The sequence below is a fragment of the Saccharomonospora iraqiensis subsp. paurometabolica YIM 90007 genome (assembly GCF_000231035.2).
Classification (GTDB): domain Bacteria; phylum Actinomycetota; class Actinomycetes; order Mycobacteriales; family Pseudonocardiaceae; genus Saccharomonospora; species Saccharomonospora paurometabolica.
This window is the reverse complement of the sequence record NZ_KI912260.1, coordinates 28,910-44,868: the sequence shown is the minus strand read 5'-3', so window position 1 is coordinate 44,868 and position 15,959 is coordinate 28,910. Positions and strand designations below refer to the sequence as shown.

Sequence of the window (15,959 nt, the reverse complement as noted above, 5' to 3'; positions counted from 1 at the left end):
GTCGCCTTCGCGTCATCGATGCTCGACTCCGGGAGAGTTGCGCGCCTCGCGAGCTACCGCTCACTCGATGCTCACTCCCCCGTCGCCTTCGCGTCATCGATGCTCGACTCCGGGAGAGTTGCGCGCCTCGCGAGCTACCGCTCACTCGATGCTCACTCCCCCGTCGCCTTCGCGATGATCTCCTTCGCGACGTTCGCCGGAACCTCGGCGTAGGAGTCGAAGACCATCGTGTAGTTGGCGCGACCCTGGGTCTTCGACCGCAGGTCACCCACGTACCCGAACATCTCCGACAGCGGCACGAGCGCCTTCACGACGCGCGTACCGGAACGCTCCTCCATGGCCTGGATCTGGCCACGGCGGGAGTTCAGGTCACCGATGACGTCACCCATGTACTCCTCGGGTGTGGTCACCTCGACCGCCATCATCGGCTCCAGCAGTACCGGGTTCGCCTTCTTCGCGGCATCCTTCATCGCCATCGAACCGGCGACCTTGAAGGCCATCTCCGAGGAGTCGACCTCGTGGTACGCACCGTCCAACAGGGTGAACTTCAGCCCGACGAGCGGGTAACCGGCCAACACGCCGTACTGCATGGCGTCCTGCGCGCCCTCGTCGACCGACGGGATGTACTCCTTCGGCACACGCCCACCGGTGACCTGGTTGTCGAACTCGTACAGCGCGCCGTCCCCGGAGGTCAGCGGCTCCAGCTTCACGATCACCCGCGCGAACTGACCGGACCCACCGGTCTGCTTCTTGTGCGTGAACTCGAGCTTGTCCACGGTCTTGCGGATGGTCTCGCGGTAGGAGACCTGAGGCTTACCGATGTTCGCCTCGACCTTGAAGTCGGTCTTCATCCGGTTGACCAGCACCTCGAGGTGGAGCTCACCCATGCCCTCGATGATGGTCTGACCGGTCTCCTCGTCCTGGCTCACCCGGAACGTCGGGTCCTCCTCGGCGAGCTTCTGGATCGCCGTGGAGAGCTTGTCCTGGTCGGAACGGGTCTTCGGCTCGATCGCGACCTTGATGACCGGCTCCGGGAAGGTCATCGACTCGAGCACGATCGGGTTCTGGGCGTCGGCCAGGGTGTCCCCGGTCGTGGTGTCCTTGAGGCCCTGAACCGCGTAGATGTGCCCCGCCTGGGCGTCCTCGACCGGGTTCTCCTTGTTGGAGTGCATCTGGAACAGCTTCCCGATGCGCTCCTTGCGCTCCTTGGTCGCGTTGATGATCTGCGTACCCGAGGAGACCTTGCCGGAGTAGACCCGGATGTAGGTCAGCTTGCCGTAGAACGGGTGCACCGCGACCTTGGACACGAGCGCCGAGAACGGCTCCTCCGTCGAGGGGTTCCGGGAGACGCGGGTCTCCCCGTCCCGGAGCGTGCCCTCGACCGGCGGCACGTCCAGCGGCGACGGAAGGTAGTCGACCACGGCGTCCAGCATCGGCTGCACGCCCTTGTTCTTGAACGCGGATCCCGCGAGCACCGGGAACGCCTCCCGGTCGACGGTGAGCTTGCGGATGCCGGCCTTGATCTCGGCCTCGCTCAGCTCCTCACCGCCGAAGTACCGCTCCATCAGCTCGTCGTCGGTCTCGGCGACCGCCTCGACGAGCTTCTCGCGGTACTCCGCGGCCCGGTCGACGAGGTCGGCCGGGATGTCCTCGACCTCGTACTTCTCGCCCTTCTTGACGTCACCACGCCAGGTCAGAGCCTTCATCTGGACGAGGTCGACGATCCCCTGGAAGTCGCTCTCCGCGCCGATCGGCAGCTGGAGAACCAGGGGGCGGGCGCCGAGCCGCTCAGAGATGGTGTCCACGGTGAAGTAGAAGTCCGCGCCGAGCTTGTCCATCTTGTTGACGAAGCAGATGCGCGGGACGTCGTACTTGTCGGCCTGCCGCCAGACCTGCTCGGACTGCGGCTCGACGCCCTCCTTACCGTCGAACACGGCGACGGCACCGTCGAGCACGCGCAGCGAGCGCTCCACCTCGACGGTGAAGTCCACGTGGCCCGGGGTGTCGATGATGTTGATCTGGTAGTCGTCCCAGAACGTCGTGGTAGCAGCCGAGGTGATCGTGATACCCCGCTTCTGCTCCTCGTCCATCCAGTCCATCGTGGCCGCGCCGTCGTGGACCTCACCGAGCTTGTAGTTGATCCCGGTGTAGAACAGGATCCGTTCGGTGGTGGTGGTCTTACCGGCGTCGATGTGGGCCATGATGCCGATGTTGCGGACCTTGTTGAGGTCGGTCAGCACGTCACGTGCCACTTGATGTTCCCCTGTCCTGAACGTGGAACCCGGCATTGGCGCGGTCAAACGGACCGGGCGACCGTGTCCGACGGTTCACTGCGATGTTCGCGCTCACCAACGGTAGTGAGCGAAGGCCTTGTTCGACTCGGCCATCTTGTGGGTGTCCTCGCGGCGCTTCACGCTGGCCCCGAGGCCGTTGCTCGCGTCGAGCAGCTCGTTCTGCAGGCGCTCGACCATCGTCTTCTCGCGACGCTGCCGCGAATAGGTGACGAGCCAACGCAGCGCGAGAGTCGTCGACCGGCCCGGCTTGACCTCGATGGGCACCTGGTAGGTGGCACCACCGACGCGGCGGCTCTTCACCTCGAGAGTGGGCTTCACGTTGTCGAGCGCACGCTTGAGGGTGACGACCGGGTCGGTGCCGGTCTTCTCCCGGGCGCCCTCGAGCGCGCCGTAGACGATGCGCTCGGCCACCGAACGCTTCCCGTCCCGCAACACCTTGTTCACCAACTGGGTGACGAGCGGAGATGCGTACACCGGGTCGGAGGTCAGTGGCCGCTTCGGGGCCGGACCCTTGCGGGGCATTAGCTCTTCTCCTTCTTCGCGCCGTACCGGCTGCGCGCCTGCTTACGGTTCTTCACGCCCTGCGTGTCGAGCGAACCGCGGATGATCTTGTAGCGAACACCCGGAAGGTCCTTCACACGGCCGCCACGCACGAGCACCATCGAGTGTTCCTGCAGGTTGTGGCCCTCACCGGGAATGTAGGCCGTGACCTCGATGCCGTTGCTCAGCTTCACACGGGCGACCTTGCGCAGTGCGGAGTTCGGCTTCTTGGGCGTGGTGGTGTACACGCGCGTGCACACACCGCGACGCTGCGGGCTCCCCTTGAGCGCCGCCGTCTTCTGAGCGGCAGCCTTGTCCTGGCGGCCCTTGCGGACCAGCTGCTGGATCGTGGGCAATGGACCAGCTTTCTGTTGCGTCCTACTTAGCTCTACTGTGCTCCCCGGTACCCGCGGTCGGGCGTGTCGGCCCGTCTTGCGGATCATTGAGATCCGTCAACGTCCCCTCGGGGTTGCCGTGGAAACCCGCGCCACCTCTGCCACCGGGGCACCCGAAGCACCCCGCCGTGACCTGAAGGCACACGGAGGGCCCGACACCTGCCGGGCACGGTCGTCAAAGATACCCGCCCATGCTCAGAGCTACCACATCGGGGGTCGCTGAGACCCTCGATGCGAGCCCGGCGGACGTCTTTTCCATCCCAGCTTACCCCATCCCGCGCCGGAACGGGGGCCGCGTGGTCCATCATTGGTCGCGCACCGTGTCCGATCACCTACACGAGAATCCATCCATCGGGGAGGCAGGAGTGTCCGCCGAGTTCGAGCAGCTCGTCGCCCAGTTCGAACAGTTCCAGTCCAAGATCCGCAACGTCGACGACCAGCTCGCCGATGTCGGTCGGATGCAGACCGAGCTCGCCGATCTCGAGGCGACCGCGAGCTCGGCCGACCGTGCGATCACCGTGGTCGCCGGCCCCGGAGGGTCGGTCAAGGACATCCAGCTCACCGACAAGGCGCTGACGCGCTCCCCGCAGGAGCTGTCGTCGTCGATCATGTCGACGCTGCAGGAGGCCGTCGCCGAGGCCGCGCGCAAACAGGCGACGATCGTCGACGAGCACATGGGTGGGGAGCTGAATACCACCGACCAGGTGGTCGAGACCCAGGCACAGCTGTTCGGCACCTCCCCCGAGGACCTGCGCGCGCGGATGGAGGAGGCCCGCCCCGCACGGCCGACCCCGCCCGAGGAGGAGATCCACGAGGACTACTCCCAGCAGGACCTCTTCGGCGCCGACGAGGACGACCGCCCGGCCCCGCCCACACCGCCGCCCGCGGACGACGGCGGTTCCGCCGGCGACGACTTCCTGCGGAACCTCTTCGACGACGAACGCTGAGCGGGGCGGATCACCACCGCACAACGAAAGCACGGTAAACCGCATGACGTTCGAAGAGACACTTCCGGCGATCGTGGTCCTCGGTTACGCGCTGGTGGTCGGCCTGGGCCTACTCGGCAGCCGGGTCCGGCCCAGGACCGTCCCGGTCGAGACGGGCGATCAGCCCGCCGCGGAGACCGGGGACGAACCCGAAACGCCGGCCACGGTCGCCCCGGCCCCGGACGACCGGGACCCGGGTAGACGCCGTCTCGCCGCCACATGTACGACGCTGGCCTGGGTGCTCGGAGTCGCGGTCACGATCACCTGGCTCTACGCCGCTGTCGGCATCGAAGGCATCATCACGATCGTACTGGTGCTGGTCGTGATTCCGTTTGTCGTGACCTTCGGCGGAATGCTGATCGGCGCCGCTCGGAAACGCCGTTCCGGGGGGCCGGTCGATCCCATCTGGCCGCAGCTACTGCTCGGCGGTGGCGGACTGGTGTTCCTCGTGATCGCCGTGAACCTGGTGGTCAACAGCGCCGCCTACTTCTTCGACTACGGCGAACGGGTCGCGCTTCGCATCACCAGCAGCTTTTCCGGCAATTCCTCGCGCAACACGGTCAGCGGTACCTACGAACTCGGAGGCAGCGAGCACTACGCCGATCAGATCTGGTGGTTGGGTGGCGCAGTCCCCGAACCCGGGACCGTGGTCAATCTCGCCATCGGGCCGTGGTGGCCCTACCCCTTCCTGACCTCGACGCTGGACGCCGCCCTGTGGATGGTCATCGCCGCGGTGCTGACAGTGCCCGGGGCACTGCTCGCCGTCGCCGCCTTCCGTGCACGATCGGACTCGTCCCGCGAGACGACGGCATCAGCCAACACGTGACACAACGAAGGAGTTTCCATGACCGGTTTCGTCGTCGATGACGAGGACCTCCGCCGCTACGCGGACAAATTGTCGAACCAGCGAGAACGAGCCACGGCGATCGGTGGGCTGGTGGACACGGTCGACGTCGGGGATGAATCGTGGGGAGTCGTCGGACTTTTCGTGAAGAGCGAGTACTCGGAGATGCTGGCGGATCTCAAGGAGTTGTTCGGTCAACTCGACCAGGGGCTGCAGAGCGGAGCTGAGAAGTTCAAGCAGGCCGCGGAGGGCTACCGGCGCAACGAGGAAGGGATCAGAGATCTGCTGAACGGTATTGCGCTGCAGTTCGACGAGCAGAAGACCGTCTGACGGGGGCAGAAGTGGCGGAACAGAAACACACGGCCGGAGGCATCGAGGTCACCACCGGGGACAAGTCCACCGGCACCCAGGCTCTGGAATCCATACCGGTACTGGGCAACGCCGTCAAGGCGGCCGGTGCGGCAGAGAAGCTGACCGACGGTGATGTGACGCGAAGCGAGATACAAGCGCTCCAGGGCGAAGCGTCCGGTTTCATCCAGTCCTGCGCCGGTACCGCGATGGGAATAGCTACCGACCCGATCGGCTGGCTGGTCGGGCAGGGGCTCAATTTCTTGATCAGCGTGGTCGGGCCGATCCAGGACGCCATTCACTGGGTGAGCGGTGACGGCCCGGCACTCTCGCAGGCGGCGGAGAACTTCAACGAAATCGGAAAAGGTCTCACGGAACTGCGCGACAAGTTCCGGGAGGACCTCGAGTCCTCGCTGTCGAACTGGGGAGGGGACGCCTCGGAAGCCGCCGGTACCAAGCTCGGCGAATTCGCCAAGGGAATCGATGGCGTGGCGGGACAAGCTGGAGAGATCGCGCAGTTGCTCCAGATGTCGAGCATGGTGATGACCGTGATCGAGGACTTCATCAAGGCGATCCTCACCGAGCTCGTCACCTGGCTGATCATGATCTGGATACCCGCGCTGGCAGCCGCGGTACCCACGGCAGGCGCCTCGACCGCCGCAGCCGGAGCGAGCACCACCGCGCGGGTGGCCACCACCGGTTCTCGGGTAGCTCGGATGGTCGCACGGTTGCGCAAGTTGCTCGACGACTTTCTGAACTTCCTGCGTTCCCTGCGCAACCGGGCCAGCAATTTCCGGGACGGCTTCCGGCGCGCCATGGAAGCCAAACGGACACGCGCCACCCAGGCCGACGACAATCTTGCTGACGCATCGAAAATGCCGTGGAGACAGCCCATGGACAAACTCCGCGGTACCGACGGCATGATCGGCGAACGGGTGCAACAAGGGTTCTGGCAGTCGATGGGAAGTGCGGCCGGCGACACCGCAGCCGCTCAGGTCGGTGCCGGTGTCGGAACCAACGCCGGGGCCGACAAGGTCCTGCGTAACCAGTCCAACCTGTCGAAGGGTGCCGAATACGACCGGACCGGCGACGATCAGTCAGCCGCCGAGACCGAGGATTATCTCGATATCTGAGTCGGGCGCACCCAACTCGAAACGGGGGGATCCGACGGGCGGCCGACCATCATCCTCCGGTGACACACGAGGAAGGCACGATGACACCCTCAACCTGGCTTCCGGACCATCCACTCGGCTGGGTTCTCCTCGCCGTACTCGGTTTCGCGCTGGGCTTGTGGGCATACCTGAGGCTGTCCGCCGCGCTGTTCACACTCGTGGGTGCGCGGAGACTCGCGCGGGAGCGCGGCTGGCTGGTGAAAGTCGGACGATCGGCCTACGGCGACCACGATAACCTCGGCTGGAGTGGTACCGCACCACCCGACACCACCCTGGAGATACTCGGACAACACCACGGGCGGTCCTTTCACGTCCGAGAACGTCGCGTCCGCGTCACGCGCACCAGTGGGCATCCCGGGGAGCCCTCCTATGCCTGGCGGTACGACTACGTGGCGACTCTGGCGACCACCGCTCGTCCCCCCGCGGAGTATGTTCCGGAGCAGTCGGCCGGGTCGTGCAGTGACCAACGGTTGGCCCTGTATCCGACGTTCCTGAATTGGGAGTCGGACATTTTCTCGGTTCTCGACTCGGCTGAGCGCCTACCGGAGCACGGTCTTCGCAGCGGTTCGGGCCTGCGCTCGGTCGAGTACCGAGGGAGACGGCTGACCAGGAAACGGTTGTTCGCCGACCTGGACATGCTCCTCGGGCCGGTGCACGGCTGAGCAGGTAAGCAGCGTCGCGACCCCGAGATACGAAGAGGGGCCCCGCCAACACCGGGCGGGGCCCCTCTTCGTATTCGACGTGAGCCGGCGACCTCAGCGGAAGTCGCGGCCGAAGTCGTAGTCGTCCAGCGGGACCGCGGCGCCGGTGCCGGTGCCGAACACGTCCGGGGTGTAGTAGCCGTCGTCGTAGGACGGGATCGCGTAGGCCGCGACCCGGGCCTCCTCGGTCGGCTGCACCTGGATGTTGCGGTACCGGTTGATGCCCGTGCCCGCCGGGATCAGCTTACCGATGATCACGTTCTCCTTCAGGCCCACCAGCGAGTCACTGCGGCCGTTGATGGCCGCGTCGGTGAGCACGCGGGTGGTCTCCTGGAAGGAGGCCGCCGACAGCCACGAGTCGGTGGTCAGCGACGCCTTCGTGATGCCCATCAGCACCGGACGCCCGGAGGCGGGCTCGCCGCCCTCGGCCACCGCCTGCCGGTTGGTCTGCTCGAAGCGGGTGCGCTCGGGCAGCTCGCCGGGCAGGAACTCGGTCGTGCCGGAGTCGATGATCGTCACGCGGCGCAGCATCTGCCGGACGATGACCTCGATGTGCTTGTCGTGGATCGACACGCCCTGCGCCCGGTACACCTTCTGGACCTCGTCCACCAGGTGCATCTGGGCGTCCCGCGGGCCCATGACCCGCAGCACCTCGTGCGGGTCCGGGGTGCCTTCCAACAGCGGCTGGCCGACGCCCACATGGTCCCCGTCCGCGAGCGGGCCGTTCGGCCCGAGCGCGAGACGCTGACGCTTGGACAGCTTGTCGAAGACGATCTCCTCGCTGCCGTCGTCCGGGATGAGCGTGATCTTCCAGAACCGCTCGCTCTCCTCGATGCGCACCCGGCCGTCGACGTCCGCGATCGGCGCCTTGCCCCGCGGCACACGGGCCTCGAACAGCTCCGTGACACGCGGCAGACCCGTGGTGATGTCGTCACCGGCGACACCGCCCTGGTGGAAGGTCCGCATGGTCAGCTGCGTGCCGGGCTCACCGATCGACTGGGCGGCGACGATGCCGACGGCCTCGCCGACGTCCACGAGCTTGCCGGTCGCCATCGAGCGGCCGTAGCACGTGGCGCACACACCCATCGAGGACTCGCAGGTGAGCACGCTGCGCACCTTGACCTTGCTGATGCCCGCCGAGATCAACCGCTCGATCGCCGGGTCGCCGAGGTCGTCCCCGGCGTTGAGCACCACGTTGCCCTGCTCGTCCACCGCGTCGGCGGCGAGGCTGCGGGCGTAGACGCTGGTCTCCACGTGCTCGGCACGCACCAGGCGCTCGTCCGGCAGCCGGTCGCCGATCGTCATCGTGATGCCGCGGCCGGTGCCGCAGTCGGTCTCGCGCACGATGACGTCCTGCGAGACGTCCACCAGACGACGGGTGAGGTAGCCGGAGTCGGCGGTCCGCAGCGCAGTGTCGGCCAGCCCCTTCCGGGCACCGTGGGTGGCGATGAAGTACTCGGCCACGGACAGGCCCTCACGGAAGTTCGCCTTGATCGGCCGCGGGATGTACTCACCCTTCGGGTTGGACACCAGACCACGCATCCCGGCCAGCGACCGGACCTGGGTCATGTTGCCCGCCGCCCCGGACTTCACGATCATCGAGATCGGGTTGTCGTCCGGGAAGTGCTCCTCCATCGCCTGCGCGACGTCCTCAGTGGCCTGCCCCCACACCTTGACGAGCTCGTTGTTGCGCTCGGTGTGCGACAGCTGACCACGCTGGTAGCGCTTCTCCACCTGCGCCGCCCGGGCCTCGAACTGCTCCAGCAGGTCCTGCTTCTCCGGCGGGACGAGCACGTCCGAGATCGCCACCGTGACACCGGAGCGGGTGGCCCAGTGGAACCCGGCGTCCTTGAGGCCGTCGAGCGTCTGGGCGACCTGTGTCATCGAGTAGCGCTCGGCGAGGTCGTTGACGATCGCGCCCTGCTGCTTCTTGGACAGCGTCTGGTTGATGAACGGGTAGTCCGCCGGCAGCAGGTCGTTGAACATGACCCGGCCGAGCGTGGTCTCGGCGACCCAGGACTGCCCGGGCTCCCAGCCGTTCTCCCGCAGCGTGGGCTCGACGTCCCGGCCCGGCTGCCGGTCCCGGACACGGATCTTGACCGGGGCGTGCAGGCCGAGTTCCTTGAGGTCGTAGGCCATCATCGCCTCGGACGGCGACGAGTAGGCCTGCCCGGCACCCGCGGCGTTCTCGTCCAGCCTGGTCAGGTGGTAGAGGCCGGTGACCATGTCCAGACGCGGCATCGCCAGCGGACGGCCGGAGGCCGGCGAGAGGATGTTGTTCGCCGACAGCATCAGGATGCGGGCCTCGGCCTGCGCCTCCGCGGACAGCGGGAGGTGCACGGCCATCTGGTCACCGTCGAAGTCGGCGTTGAACGCCTCGCACACCAGCGGGTGCAGCTGGATCGCCTTGCCCTCGACCAGCTGCGGCTCGAACGCCTGGATACCCAGACGGTGCAGCGTCGGAGCACGGTTGAGCATCACCGGGTGGCCGCTGATGACCTCTTCCAGCACGTCCCACACCTGTGGGCGGGCCCGCTCCACCATGCGCTTGGCGGACTTGATGTTCTGCGCGTGGTTGAGGTCGACCAGCCGCTTCATCACGAACGGCTTGAACAGCTCCAGCGCCATGTCCTTCGGCAGGCCGCACTGGTGCAGCTTGAGCTGCGGGCCGACGATGATGACCGACCGGCCGGAGTAGTCGACGCGCTTACCGAGCAGGTTCTGCCGGAACCGGCCCTGCTTGCCCTTGAGCAGGTCGGACAGCGACTTCAGCGGACGGTTGCCCGGCCCGGTGACCGGACGTCCGCGGCGGCCGTTGTCGAACAGCGCGTCCACGGCCTCCTGCAGCATCCGCTTCTCGTTGTTGACGATGATCTCGGGCGCGCCGAGGTCGATCAGCCGCTTGAGGCGGTTGTTGCGGTTGATGACCCGGCGGTACAGGTCGTTGAGGTCCGAGGTGGCGAACCGCCCGCCGTCGAGCTGCACCATCGGGCGCAGCTCCGGCGGGATCACCGGAACGGCGTCGAGCACCATGCCCCGCGGGTCGTTGCCGGTGGACTGGAACGCGGCGACGACCTTCAGCCGCTTCAGCGCGCGCAGCTTCTTCTGGCCCTTGCCGTTGCGGATGACCTCGCGCAGCGACTCGGCCTCGGCGTCGACGTCGAACTCGGTCGCCAGCTTCTGGATCGCCTCGGCGCCCATGCCGCCGGTGAAGTACTCGCCGTAGCGGTCGTAGAGCTCACGGTAGAGCTGCTCGTCCACGATGAGCTGGCGCGGTTCCAGCTTCGTGAACGTCGACCAGACCTCCTCGAGCCGGTCCAGCTCACGCTGGGCGCGGTCGCGGATCTGGCGCATCTCGCGCTCGCCGCCCTCCTTGACCTTGCGGCGCACGTCCGACTTGGCGCCCTCGCCCTCCAGCTCGGCGAGGTCGGCCTCCAGCTTCTGCGCGCGCTGCTCGATCTCGGAGTCCCGGCGGGCCTCGATGTTCTTCCGCTCGACGCTGATCTCGTTCTCCAGCGTCGGCAGGTCATTGTGCCGCAGGTCGGTGTTCACGCTGGTGACCACGTACGCCGCGAAGTAGATGATCTTCTCGAGATCCTTCGGGGCGAGGTCGAGCAGGTACCCGAGGCGCGAGGGCACGCCCTTGAAGTACCAGATGTGCGTGACCGGTGCGGCGAGCTCGATGTGGCCCATGCGCTCGCGGCGGACCTTCGCGCGGGTCACCTCGACGCCACAGCGCTCACAGATGATGCCCTTGAAGCGGACCCGCTTGTACTTACCGCAGTAGCACTCCCAGTCACGGGTGGGCCCGAAGATCTTCTCGCAGAAGAGCCCGTCCTTCTCCGGCTTGAGCGTGCGGTAGTTGATGGTCTCCGGCTTCTTCACCTCGCCGAACGACCACTGGCGGATGTCGTCGGCGGTGGCGAGGCCGATCCGGAGCTCATCGAAGAAATTGACGTCCAGCACGTTCTTGCATCCCCTTGGGATTCTTCTCGAGGGTCCGGGGCGATCGCTCCCCGGTCCCCACGGCGGCTAGAGGGGTTCGGCTACCCGGTGGGGAGGGTGGTGGCCCTCCCCACCGGGCGGCTGGGTCATTGCACGACGTCGTCCACGGAGGGCGACTCGTTGCGGGACAGGTTGATGCCGAGGTTGGCGGCGGCGCGCTCCAGGTCCTCGTCGTCGGAGTCACGCATCTCGATGGCGGCCCCGTCGCTGGACAGCACCTCGACGTTCAGGCACAGCGACTGCAGCTCCTTCAGCAGCACCTTGAACGACTCGGGGATGCCCGGCGACGGCATGTTCTCGCCCTTGACGACGGCCTCGTACACCTTCACGCGGCCGAGCACGTCGTCGGACTTGATGGTGAGCAGTTCCTGCAGCGTGTAGGCCGCGCCGTACGCCTGCATCGCCCAGCACTCCATCTCACCGAAGCGCTGACCACCGAACTGCGCCTTACCACCCAGCGGCTGCTGGGTGATCATCGAGTACGGGCCGGTGGACCGCGCGTGGATCTTGTCATCCACCATGTGGTGCAGCTTCAGGGTGTACATGTACCCCACCGCGACCGGGTACGGGAACGGTTCGCCCGTCCGGCCGTCCAGCAGGACGGCCTTGCCGTCCTCCCGGACCATCCGCTCGCCGTCCCGGTTCGGCTTGGTGGAGGCGAGCAGCCCGGTGAGCTCCTCCTCGCGGGCACCGTCGAACACCGGCGTGGCGGTGTTCGTGCCGGGCTCCACGTCGTACAGCTCCTCGGGGAGCTTGGCCGCCCACTCGGGATTGCCCTCGATCTTCCATCCCTGGGAGGCGAGCCACCCGAGGTGGAGTTCGAGGATCTGCCCGATGTTCATCCGGCGCGGCACGCCGTGCGTGTTGAGCACGACGTCGAGCGGGGTGCCGTCCTCCATGAACGGCATGTCCTCGACCGGGAGGATCTTGCCGATGACGCCCTTGTTGCCGTGCCGTCCCGCGAGCTTGTCGCCGTCCTGGACCTTGCTCTTCTTGGCCACGTACACGCGGACGAGCTCGTTGACGCCGGGCGGCAGCTCGTCGTCGTCCTCGCGGGAGAACACCCGGACGCCGATGACCTTGCCGGTCTCCCCGTGCGGCACCTTCAGCGAGGTGTCCCGGACCTCCCGCGCCTTCTCGCCGAAGATGGCCCGCAGCAGCCGCTCCTCCGGCGTCAGCTCGGTCTCACCCTTCGGGGTCACCTTGCCGACCAGGATGTCGCCGTCGCGGACCTCGGCACCGATCCGGACGATGCCGCGCTCGTCGAGGTCGGCCAGCACGTCCTCGGAGACGTTCGGGATGTCCCGGGTGATCTCCTCGGCGCCGAGCTTGGTGTCCCGCGCGTCGGTCTCGTGCTCCTCGATGTGGATCGAGGTGAGCACGTCGTCCTGCACCAGACGCTGCGAGATGACGATGGCGTCCTCGTAGTTGTGGCCCTCCCACGGCATGATGCCGACGAGGAGGTTCTTGCCGAGTGCCATCTCGCCGTCCTCGGTGGACGGGCCGTCCGCGATGACCTGGCCCTTCTCCACGCGGTCGCCCTCGTTGACCACCGGGCGGTGGTTGAAGCAGGTGCCCGCGTTCGTCCGGCGGAACTTGTAGAGCCCGTAGGTCTTGCGGTCGCCGTCGTCCTGCATGACGGTGACCAGGTCGGCCGACAGTTCCTCGACCACACCCGCCTGCTCGGCCACGATCACGTCGCCCGCGTCCACCGCGGCGGTGAGTTCGACGCCGGTGCCGACCATCGGCGACTCGTTGCGCAGCAGCGGTACCGCCTGACGCTGCATGTTCGCGCCCATCAGCGCACGGTTGGCGTCGTCGTGCTCGAGGAACGGGATCATGCCCGTCGCGACCGAGACCATCTGCCGCGGCGAGACGTCCATGTAGTCGATGTCGAGCGGGTCGATCAGCTCGACGTCGCCGCCCTTCCGCCGCCCGAGGACCTTCTCCTCCGAGAAGGTCCCGTCGTCATTCAGCGGCGCGTTGGCCTGCGCCTTGACGTAGCGGTCCTCCTCGTCGGCGGTGAGGTAGTCGATCTCGTCGGTGACCCGGCCCTCGACGACCCGGCGGTACGGGGTCTCGATGAACCCGAACGGGTTGACCCGGCCGTAGGAGCACAGCGAGCCGATCAGGCCGATGTTCGGGCCTTCCGGCGTCTCGATCGGGCACATCCGGCCGTAGTGGCTGGGGTGCACGTCACGGACGTCCATGCCCGCGCGCTCCCGGGAGAGACCACCGGGGCCGAGCGCGTTCAGCCGGCGCTTGTGCGTGAGCCCGGACAGCGGGTTGCCCTGGTCCATGAACTGCGAGAGCTGCGAGGTGCCGAAGAACTCGCGGATCGCGGCGACGACCGGGCGGATGTTGATCAGGGTCTGCGGCGTGATCGCCTCGACGTCCTGGGTGGTCATCCGCTCGCGGACCACGCGCTCCATGCGGGAGAGGCCGACCCGGATCTGGTTCTGGATCAGCTCACCGACGGTGCGCAGGCGGCGGTTGCCGAAGTGGTCGATGTCGTCGGTCTCGACGGGCACCTCGGTCTCGCCCTCGCCCATCGTCTCCTCACCGGCGTGCAGCCGGACGAGGTACTCGATGGTGGTGACGATGTCCTCTTCGGTGAGCGTGCCGCTGTCGTACGGAAGCTGGAGGCCGAGCTTCTTGTTGACCTTGTAGCGGCCGACCTTGGCGAGGTCGTAGCGCTTGTCCTTGAAGAAGAGGTTCTCCAGCAGCGTCTGGGCGCTCTCCTTCGTCGGCGGCTCACCGGGGCGCAGCTTGCGGTAGATGTCCAGCAGCGCCTCGTCGGTGCCCGCCGTGTGGTCCTTCTCCAGGGTCGCGAGCAGCGTCTCGGAGAAGGAGAACCGCTCGCGGATCGCCTCGGTGCTCCAGCCGAGCGCCTTCAGCAGCACGGTCACCGGCTGCCTGCGCTTGCGGTCGATGCGCACCCCGACGGTGTCCCGCTTGTCGACGTCGAACTCGAGCCACGCACCCCGGCTCGGGATGATCTTGACGCTGAAGACGTCCTTGTCCGTCGACTTGTCGATGGACTGGTCGTAGTACACACCGGGCGACCGGACGACCTGCGAGACCACGACCCGCTCGGTGCCGTTGATGATGAACGTGCCCTTGTCGGTCATCACGGGGAAATCACCCATGAAGACCGTCTGGCTCTTGATCTCACCGGTGTTGTTGTTGACGAACTCGGCCGTGACGAACAGCGGCGCCGCGTACGTCATGTCCTTGTCCTTGCACTCCTCGACGGAGGCCTTCACCTCGTCGAAGCGCGGGTCGGAGAAGGACAGCGACATCGAGCCCGAGAAGTCCTCGATCGGCGAGATCTCGCTGAGGACCTCCTCGAGACCGCCGCTCGGGTTCTCCTCACCCTCGTTGACCGCGCGTTCGAACCACGCTTCCGAGCCGGTGAACCACTCGAAGGAGCGAACCTGGATATCGAGCAGGTTCGGCGTGCCGAGCGGCTCCCGGATCTTCCCGAACGAGACCCGCTTCGGTGCTCCTGGAATGCCCGTCGACGGTCGAATCGAGTTGGTCGCAGCAGTGGCCTGGTTCGCGGGAGAGACTGCCAAGATGCGTCCTTCCGGGGACATAGCTGGTTGATCAGCCGCGCTAGCAACTCGCAACGCGGGCTGTCAAGGGTGCGGTGTTGCCGACCATCCTAGCTACCGCATATGGGCAGCCTGAAAGTGGGCAGCGCAAACAAGCAGTCTAGCCCGGAACACGACAGTTGTCGAGGGGGCACACCCGATCGGGGCCCAGCCTCGGTCAGCGTCGTCGGTTCGCCCCCGTGGGGGCGTTCCGCTGCCTGTAAGCGTGAACCCCCGCGGACGCTGAGTCAAGCGTCGATCGGCGGACGACACCCGCCCGACGCACGGTCAGTTGCCGTCGGTCGCGCCCCCGTTGCCGTCCGCGCCGCCCTGTTCCTGCTGTTCCTGCTGGTCGGAGGGCTGTTGCTGCGACGAGTCGCCGCCCTGTCCCGCTCCGGCATCACCCGGACGTGGCTGCTGGCCGGGCTGTGACGGACCCGACTCACCGGATCCCGACTCCGGATCCATCGACTGGCCCGCCGAGTAGGTGTCCATGTCGGCGATCTTCCAGGTGCCGTCGCGCTGTTCCGCCCGGAACCACATGGCCGAGCCCGCCGCCGAGGTCTGCTGGTCGTTGCCCGTCCGGGTGGCGCTCTGATCGAGGTAGACCAGGACCCGGGCGGTGTCGTCCTGCAGCCGCACCACGGCGCTGCGCACCGCCGTCGTCGTGACGACGAGCTTCTGCTCGGGCGCCTTCTGCCGCACGTCGCGCATCATCGCCTCGTAGGTGTCGCGCACGTCCCCGTTGATGAGCAACTCGTCCGCGGCCTTCTCGTTCGCGCCGAGATTGTTGTGATCGAGGGAGAACAGACGCTCGGCCGCGTCGTTCACGGCCTCCGTGACCTCGGCGGTGGTCGCGACGTCCACCAGAGCGGCGTTGCCGGTCGTCGCCGCGGCATCGCTGTAGCGCTGGGCGAACAGCACCGCCAGGCCGGAGAAGCCCACCGCGCACACGAGCAGGACCACCGCGACGGGGTAACCGGGCCTGCGGCGTTGCGCCCCACCGGCCCCGGCCACCGGATCCGGCCCGTCCCCGAACCCGGTGTCCGGCCGCGGGGCGGTTCCGACGCCCGCCGTG

The 15,959-nt window shown here is 67.1% G+C and carries 10 protein-coding genes and 1 pseudogene; 5 read left to right on the top strand and 6 right to left on the bottom strand.

Translation table 11 applies throughout. From position 1 onward, the window contains the following. Window positions 1-152 precede the first annotated feature (152 nt). The 3 genes from fusA to rpsL form a co-directional block, all read right to left on the bottom strand. Complete coding sequence (fusA, locus tag SACPADRAFT_RS0222265; RefSeq protein ID WP_007023257.1) at window positions 153-2,252, bottom strand: elongation factor G; 2,100 nt, start codon at window positions 2,250-2,252, stop codon at window positions 153-155. Window positions 2,253-2,345: 93 nt separating this feature from the next. Further along, window positions 2,346-2,816: a 30S ribosomal protein S7 gene (gene rpsG / locus SACPADRAFT_RS0222260; RefSeq protein ID WP_007023256.1), complete on the bottom strand. Its 471-nt coding sequence runs from the start codon at window positions 2,814-2,816 to the stop codon at window positions 2,346-2,348. Beyond that, window positions 2,816-3,190 (bottom strand): 30S ribosomal protein S12, encoded by a 375-nt coding sequence (gene rpsL / locus SACPADRAFT_RS0222255; RefSeq protein WP_026453576.1) that lies wholly within the window; start codon window positions 3,188-3,190, stop codon window positions 2,816-2,818. Before rpsL ends, rpsG begins: the two co-directional genes overlap by 1 nt. Window positions 3,191-3,594: 404 nt before the next feature. On the opposite strand from rpsL, the gene SACPADRAFT_RS0222250 reads away from it, so the two are divergent. From SACPADRAFT_RS0222250 to SACPADRAFT_RS0222230, 5 genes are all read left to right on the top strand, one after another. Further along, window positions 3,595-4,176, top strand: a complete 582-nt coding sequence (locus tag SACPADRAFT_RS0222250) for a YbaB/EbfC family nucleoid-associated protein (protein ID WP_007023254.1) — start codon at window positions 3,595-3,597, stop codon at window positions 4,174-4,176. Between the two features lie 43 nt (window positions 4,177-4,219). Beyond that, on the top strand, window positions 4,220-5,041 hold the full coding sequence (locus tag SACPADRAFT_RS0222245; RefSeq protein ID WP_007023253.1) for a hypothetical protein: 822 nt from the start codon (window positions 4,220-4,222) through the stop codon (window positions 5,039-5,041). Window positions 5,042-5,059: 18 nt separating this feature from the next. Beyond that, a complete protein-coding gene (locus SACPADRAFT_RS0222240; protein WP_007023252.1) occupies window positions 5,060-5,389 on the top strand; it encodes a hypothetical protein in 330 nt (109 codons plus the stop codon). Between the two features lie 11 nt (window positions 5,390-5,400). Continuing rightward, window positions 5,401-6,540 carry a WXG100 family type VII secretion target gene (locus SACPADRAFT_RS0222235; RefSeq protein ID WP_007023251.1) on the top strand — a complete coding sequence of 380 codons (1,140 nt, stop codon included), beginning with the start codon at window positions 5,401-5,403 and terminating at the stop codon, window positions 6,538-6,540. An 80-nt stretch (window positions 6,541-6,620) separates the two neighbouring features. Beyond that, window positions 6,621-7,241 carry a hypothetical protein gene (locus SACPADRAFT_RS0222230; RefSeq protein ID WP_007023250.1) on the top strand — a complete coding sequence of 207 codons (621 nt, stop codon included), beginning with the start codon at window positions 6,621-6,623 and terminating at the stop codon, window positions 7,239-7,241. 93 nt (window positions 7,242-7,334) lie between these two features. Here the strand turns inward: SACPADRAFT_RS0222230 and SACPADRAFT_RS0222225 are convergent, their stop codons facing one another. The 3 genes and pseudogenes from SACPADRAFT_RS0222225 to SACPADRAFT_RS29310 form a co-directional block, all read right to left on the bottom strand. Beyond that, window positions 7,335-11,246, bottom strand: a complete 3,912-nt coding sequence (locus tag SACPADRAFT_RS0222225; RefSeq protein WP_007023249.1) for a DNA-directed RNA polymerase subunit beta' — start codon at window positions 11,244-11,246, stop codon at window positions 7,335-7,337. 125 nt (window positions 11,247-11,371) lie between these two features. Next, window positions 11,372-14,863 carry a DNA-directed RNA polymerase subunit beta gene (rpoB, locus tag SACPADRAFT_RS0222220; protein WP_007023248.1) on the bottom strand — a complete coding sequence of 1,164 codons (3,492 nt, stop codon included), beginning with the start codon at window positions 14,861-14,863 and terminating at the stop codon, window positions 11,372-11,374. A 306-nt stretch (window positions 14,864-15,169) separates the two neighbouring features. Continuing rightward, window positions 15,170-15,959: pseudogene (locus SACPADRAFT_RS29310) on the bottom strand (hypothetical protein); the annotation flags it as partial.

What these genes read in the sequence shown, in the direction of transcription:
- SACPADRAFT_RS0222245 (WP_007023253.1), top strand. Translation starts at nt 4,220, where the DNA reads ATGACGTTCGAAGAGACACTTCCGGCGATCGTGGTCCTCGGTTACGCG.
- SACPADRAFT_RS0222240 (WP_007023252.1), top strand. Translation starts at nt 5,060, where the DNA reads ATGACCGGTTTCGTCGTCGATGACGAGGACCTCCGCCGCTACGCGGAC.
- rpsG (WP_007023256.1), bottom strand. Translation starts at nt 2,816, where the DNA reads ATGCCCCGCAAGGGTCCGGCCCCGAAGCGGCCACTGACCTCCGACCCG.
- SACPADRAFT_RS0222230 (WP_007023250.1), top strand. Translation starts at nt 6,621, where the DNA reads ATGACACCCTCAACCTGGCTTCCGGACCATCCACTCGGCTGGGTTCTC.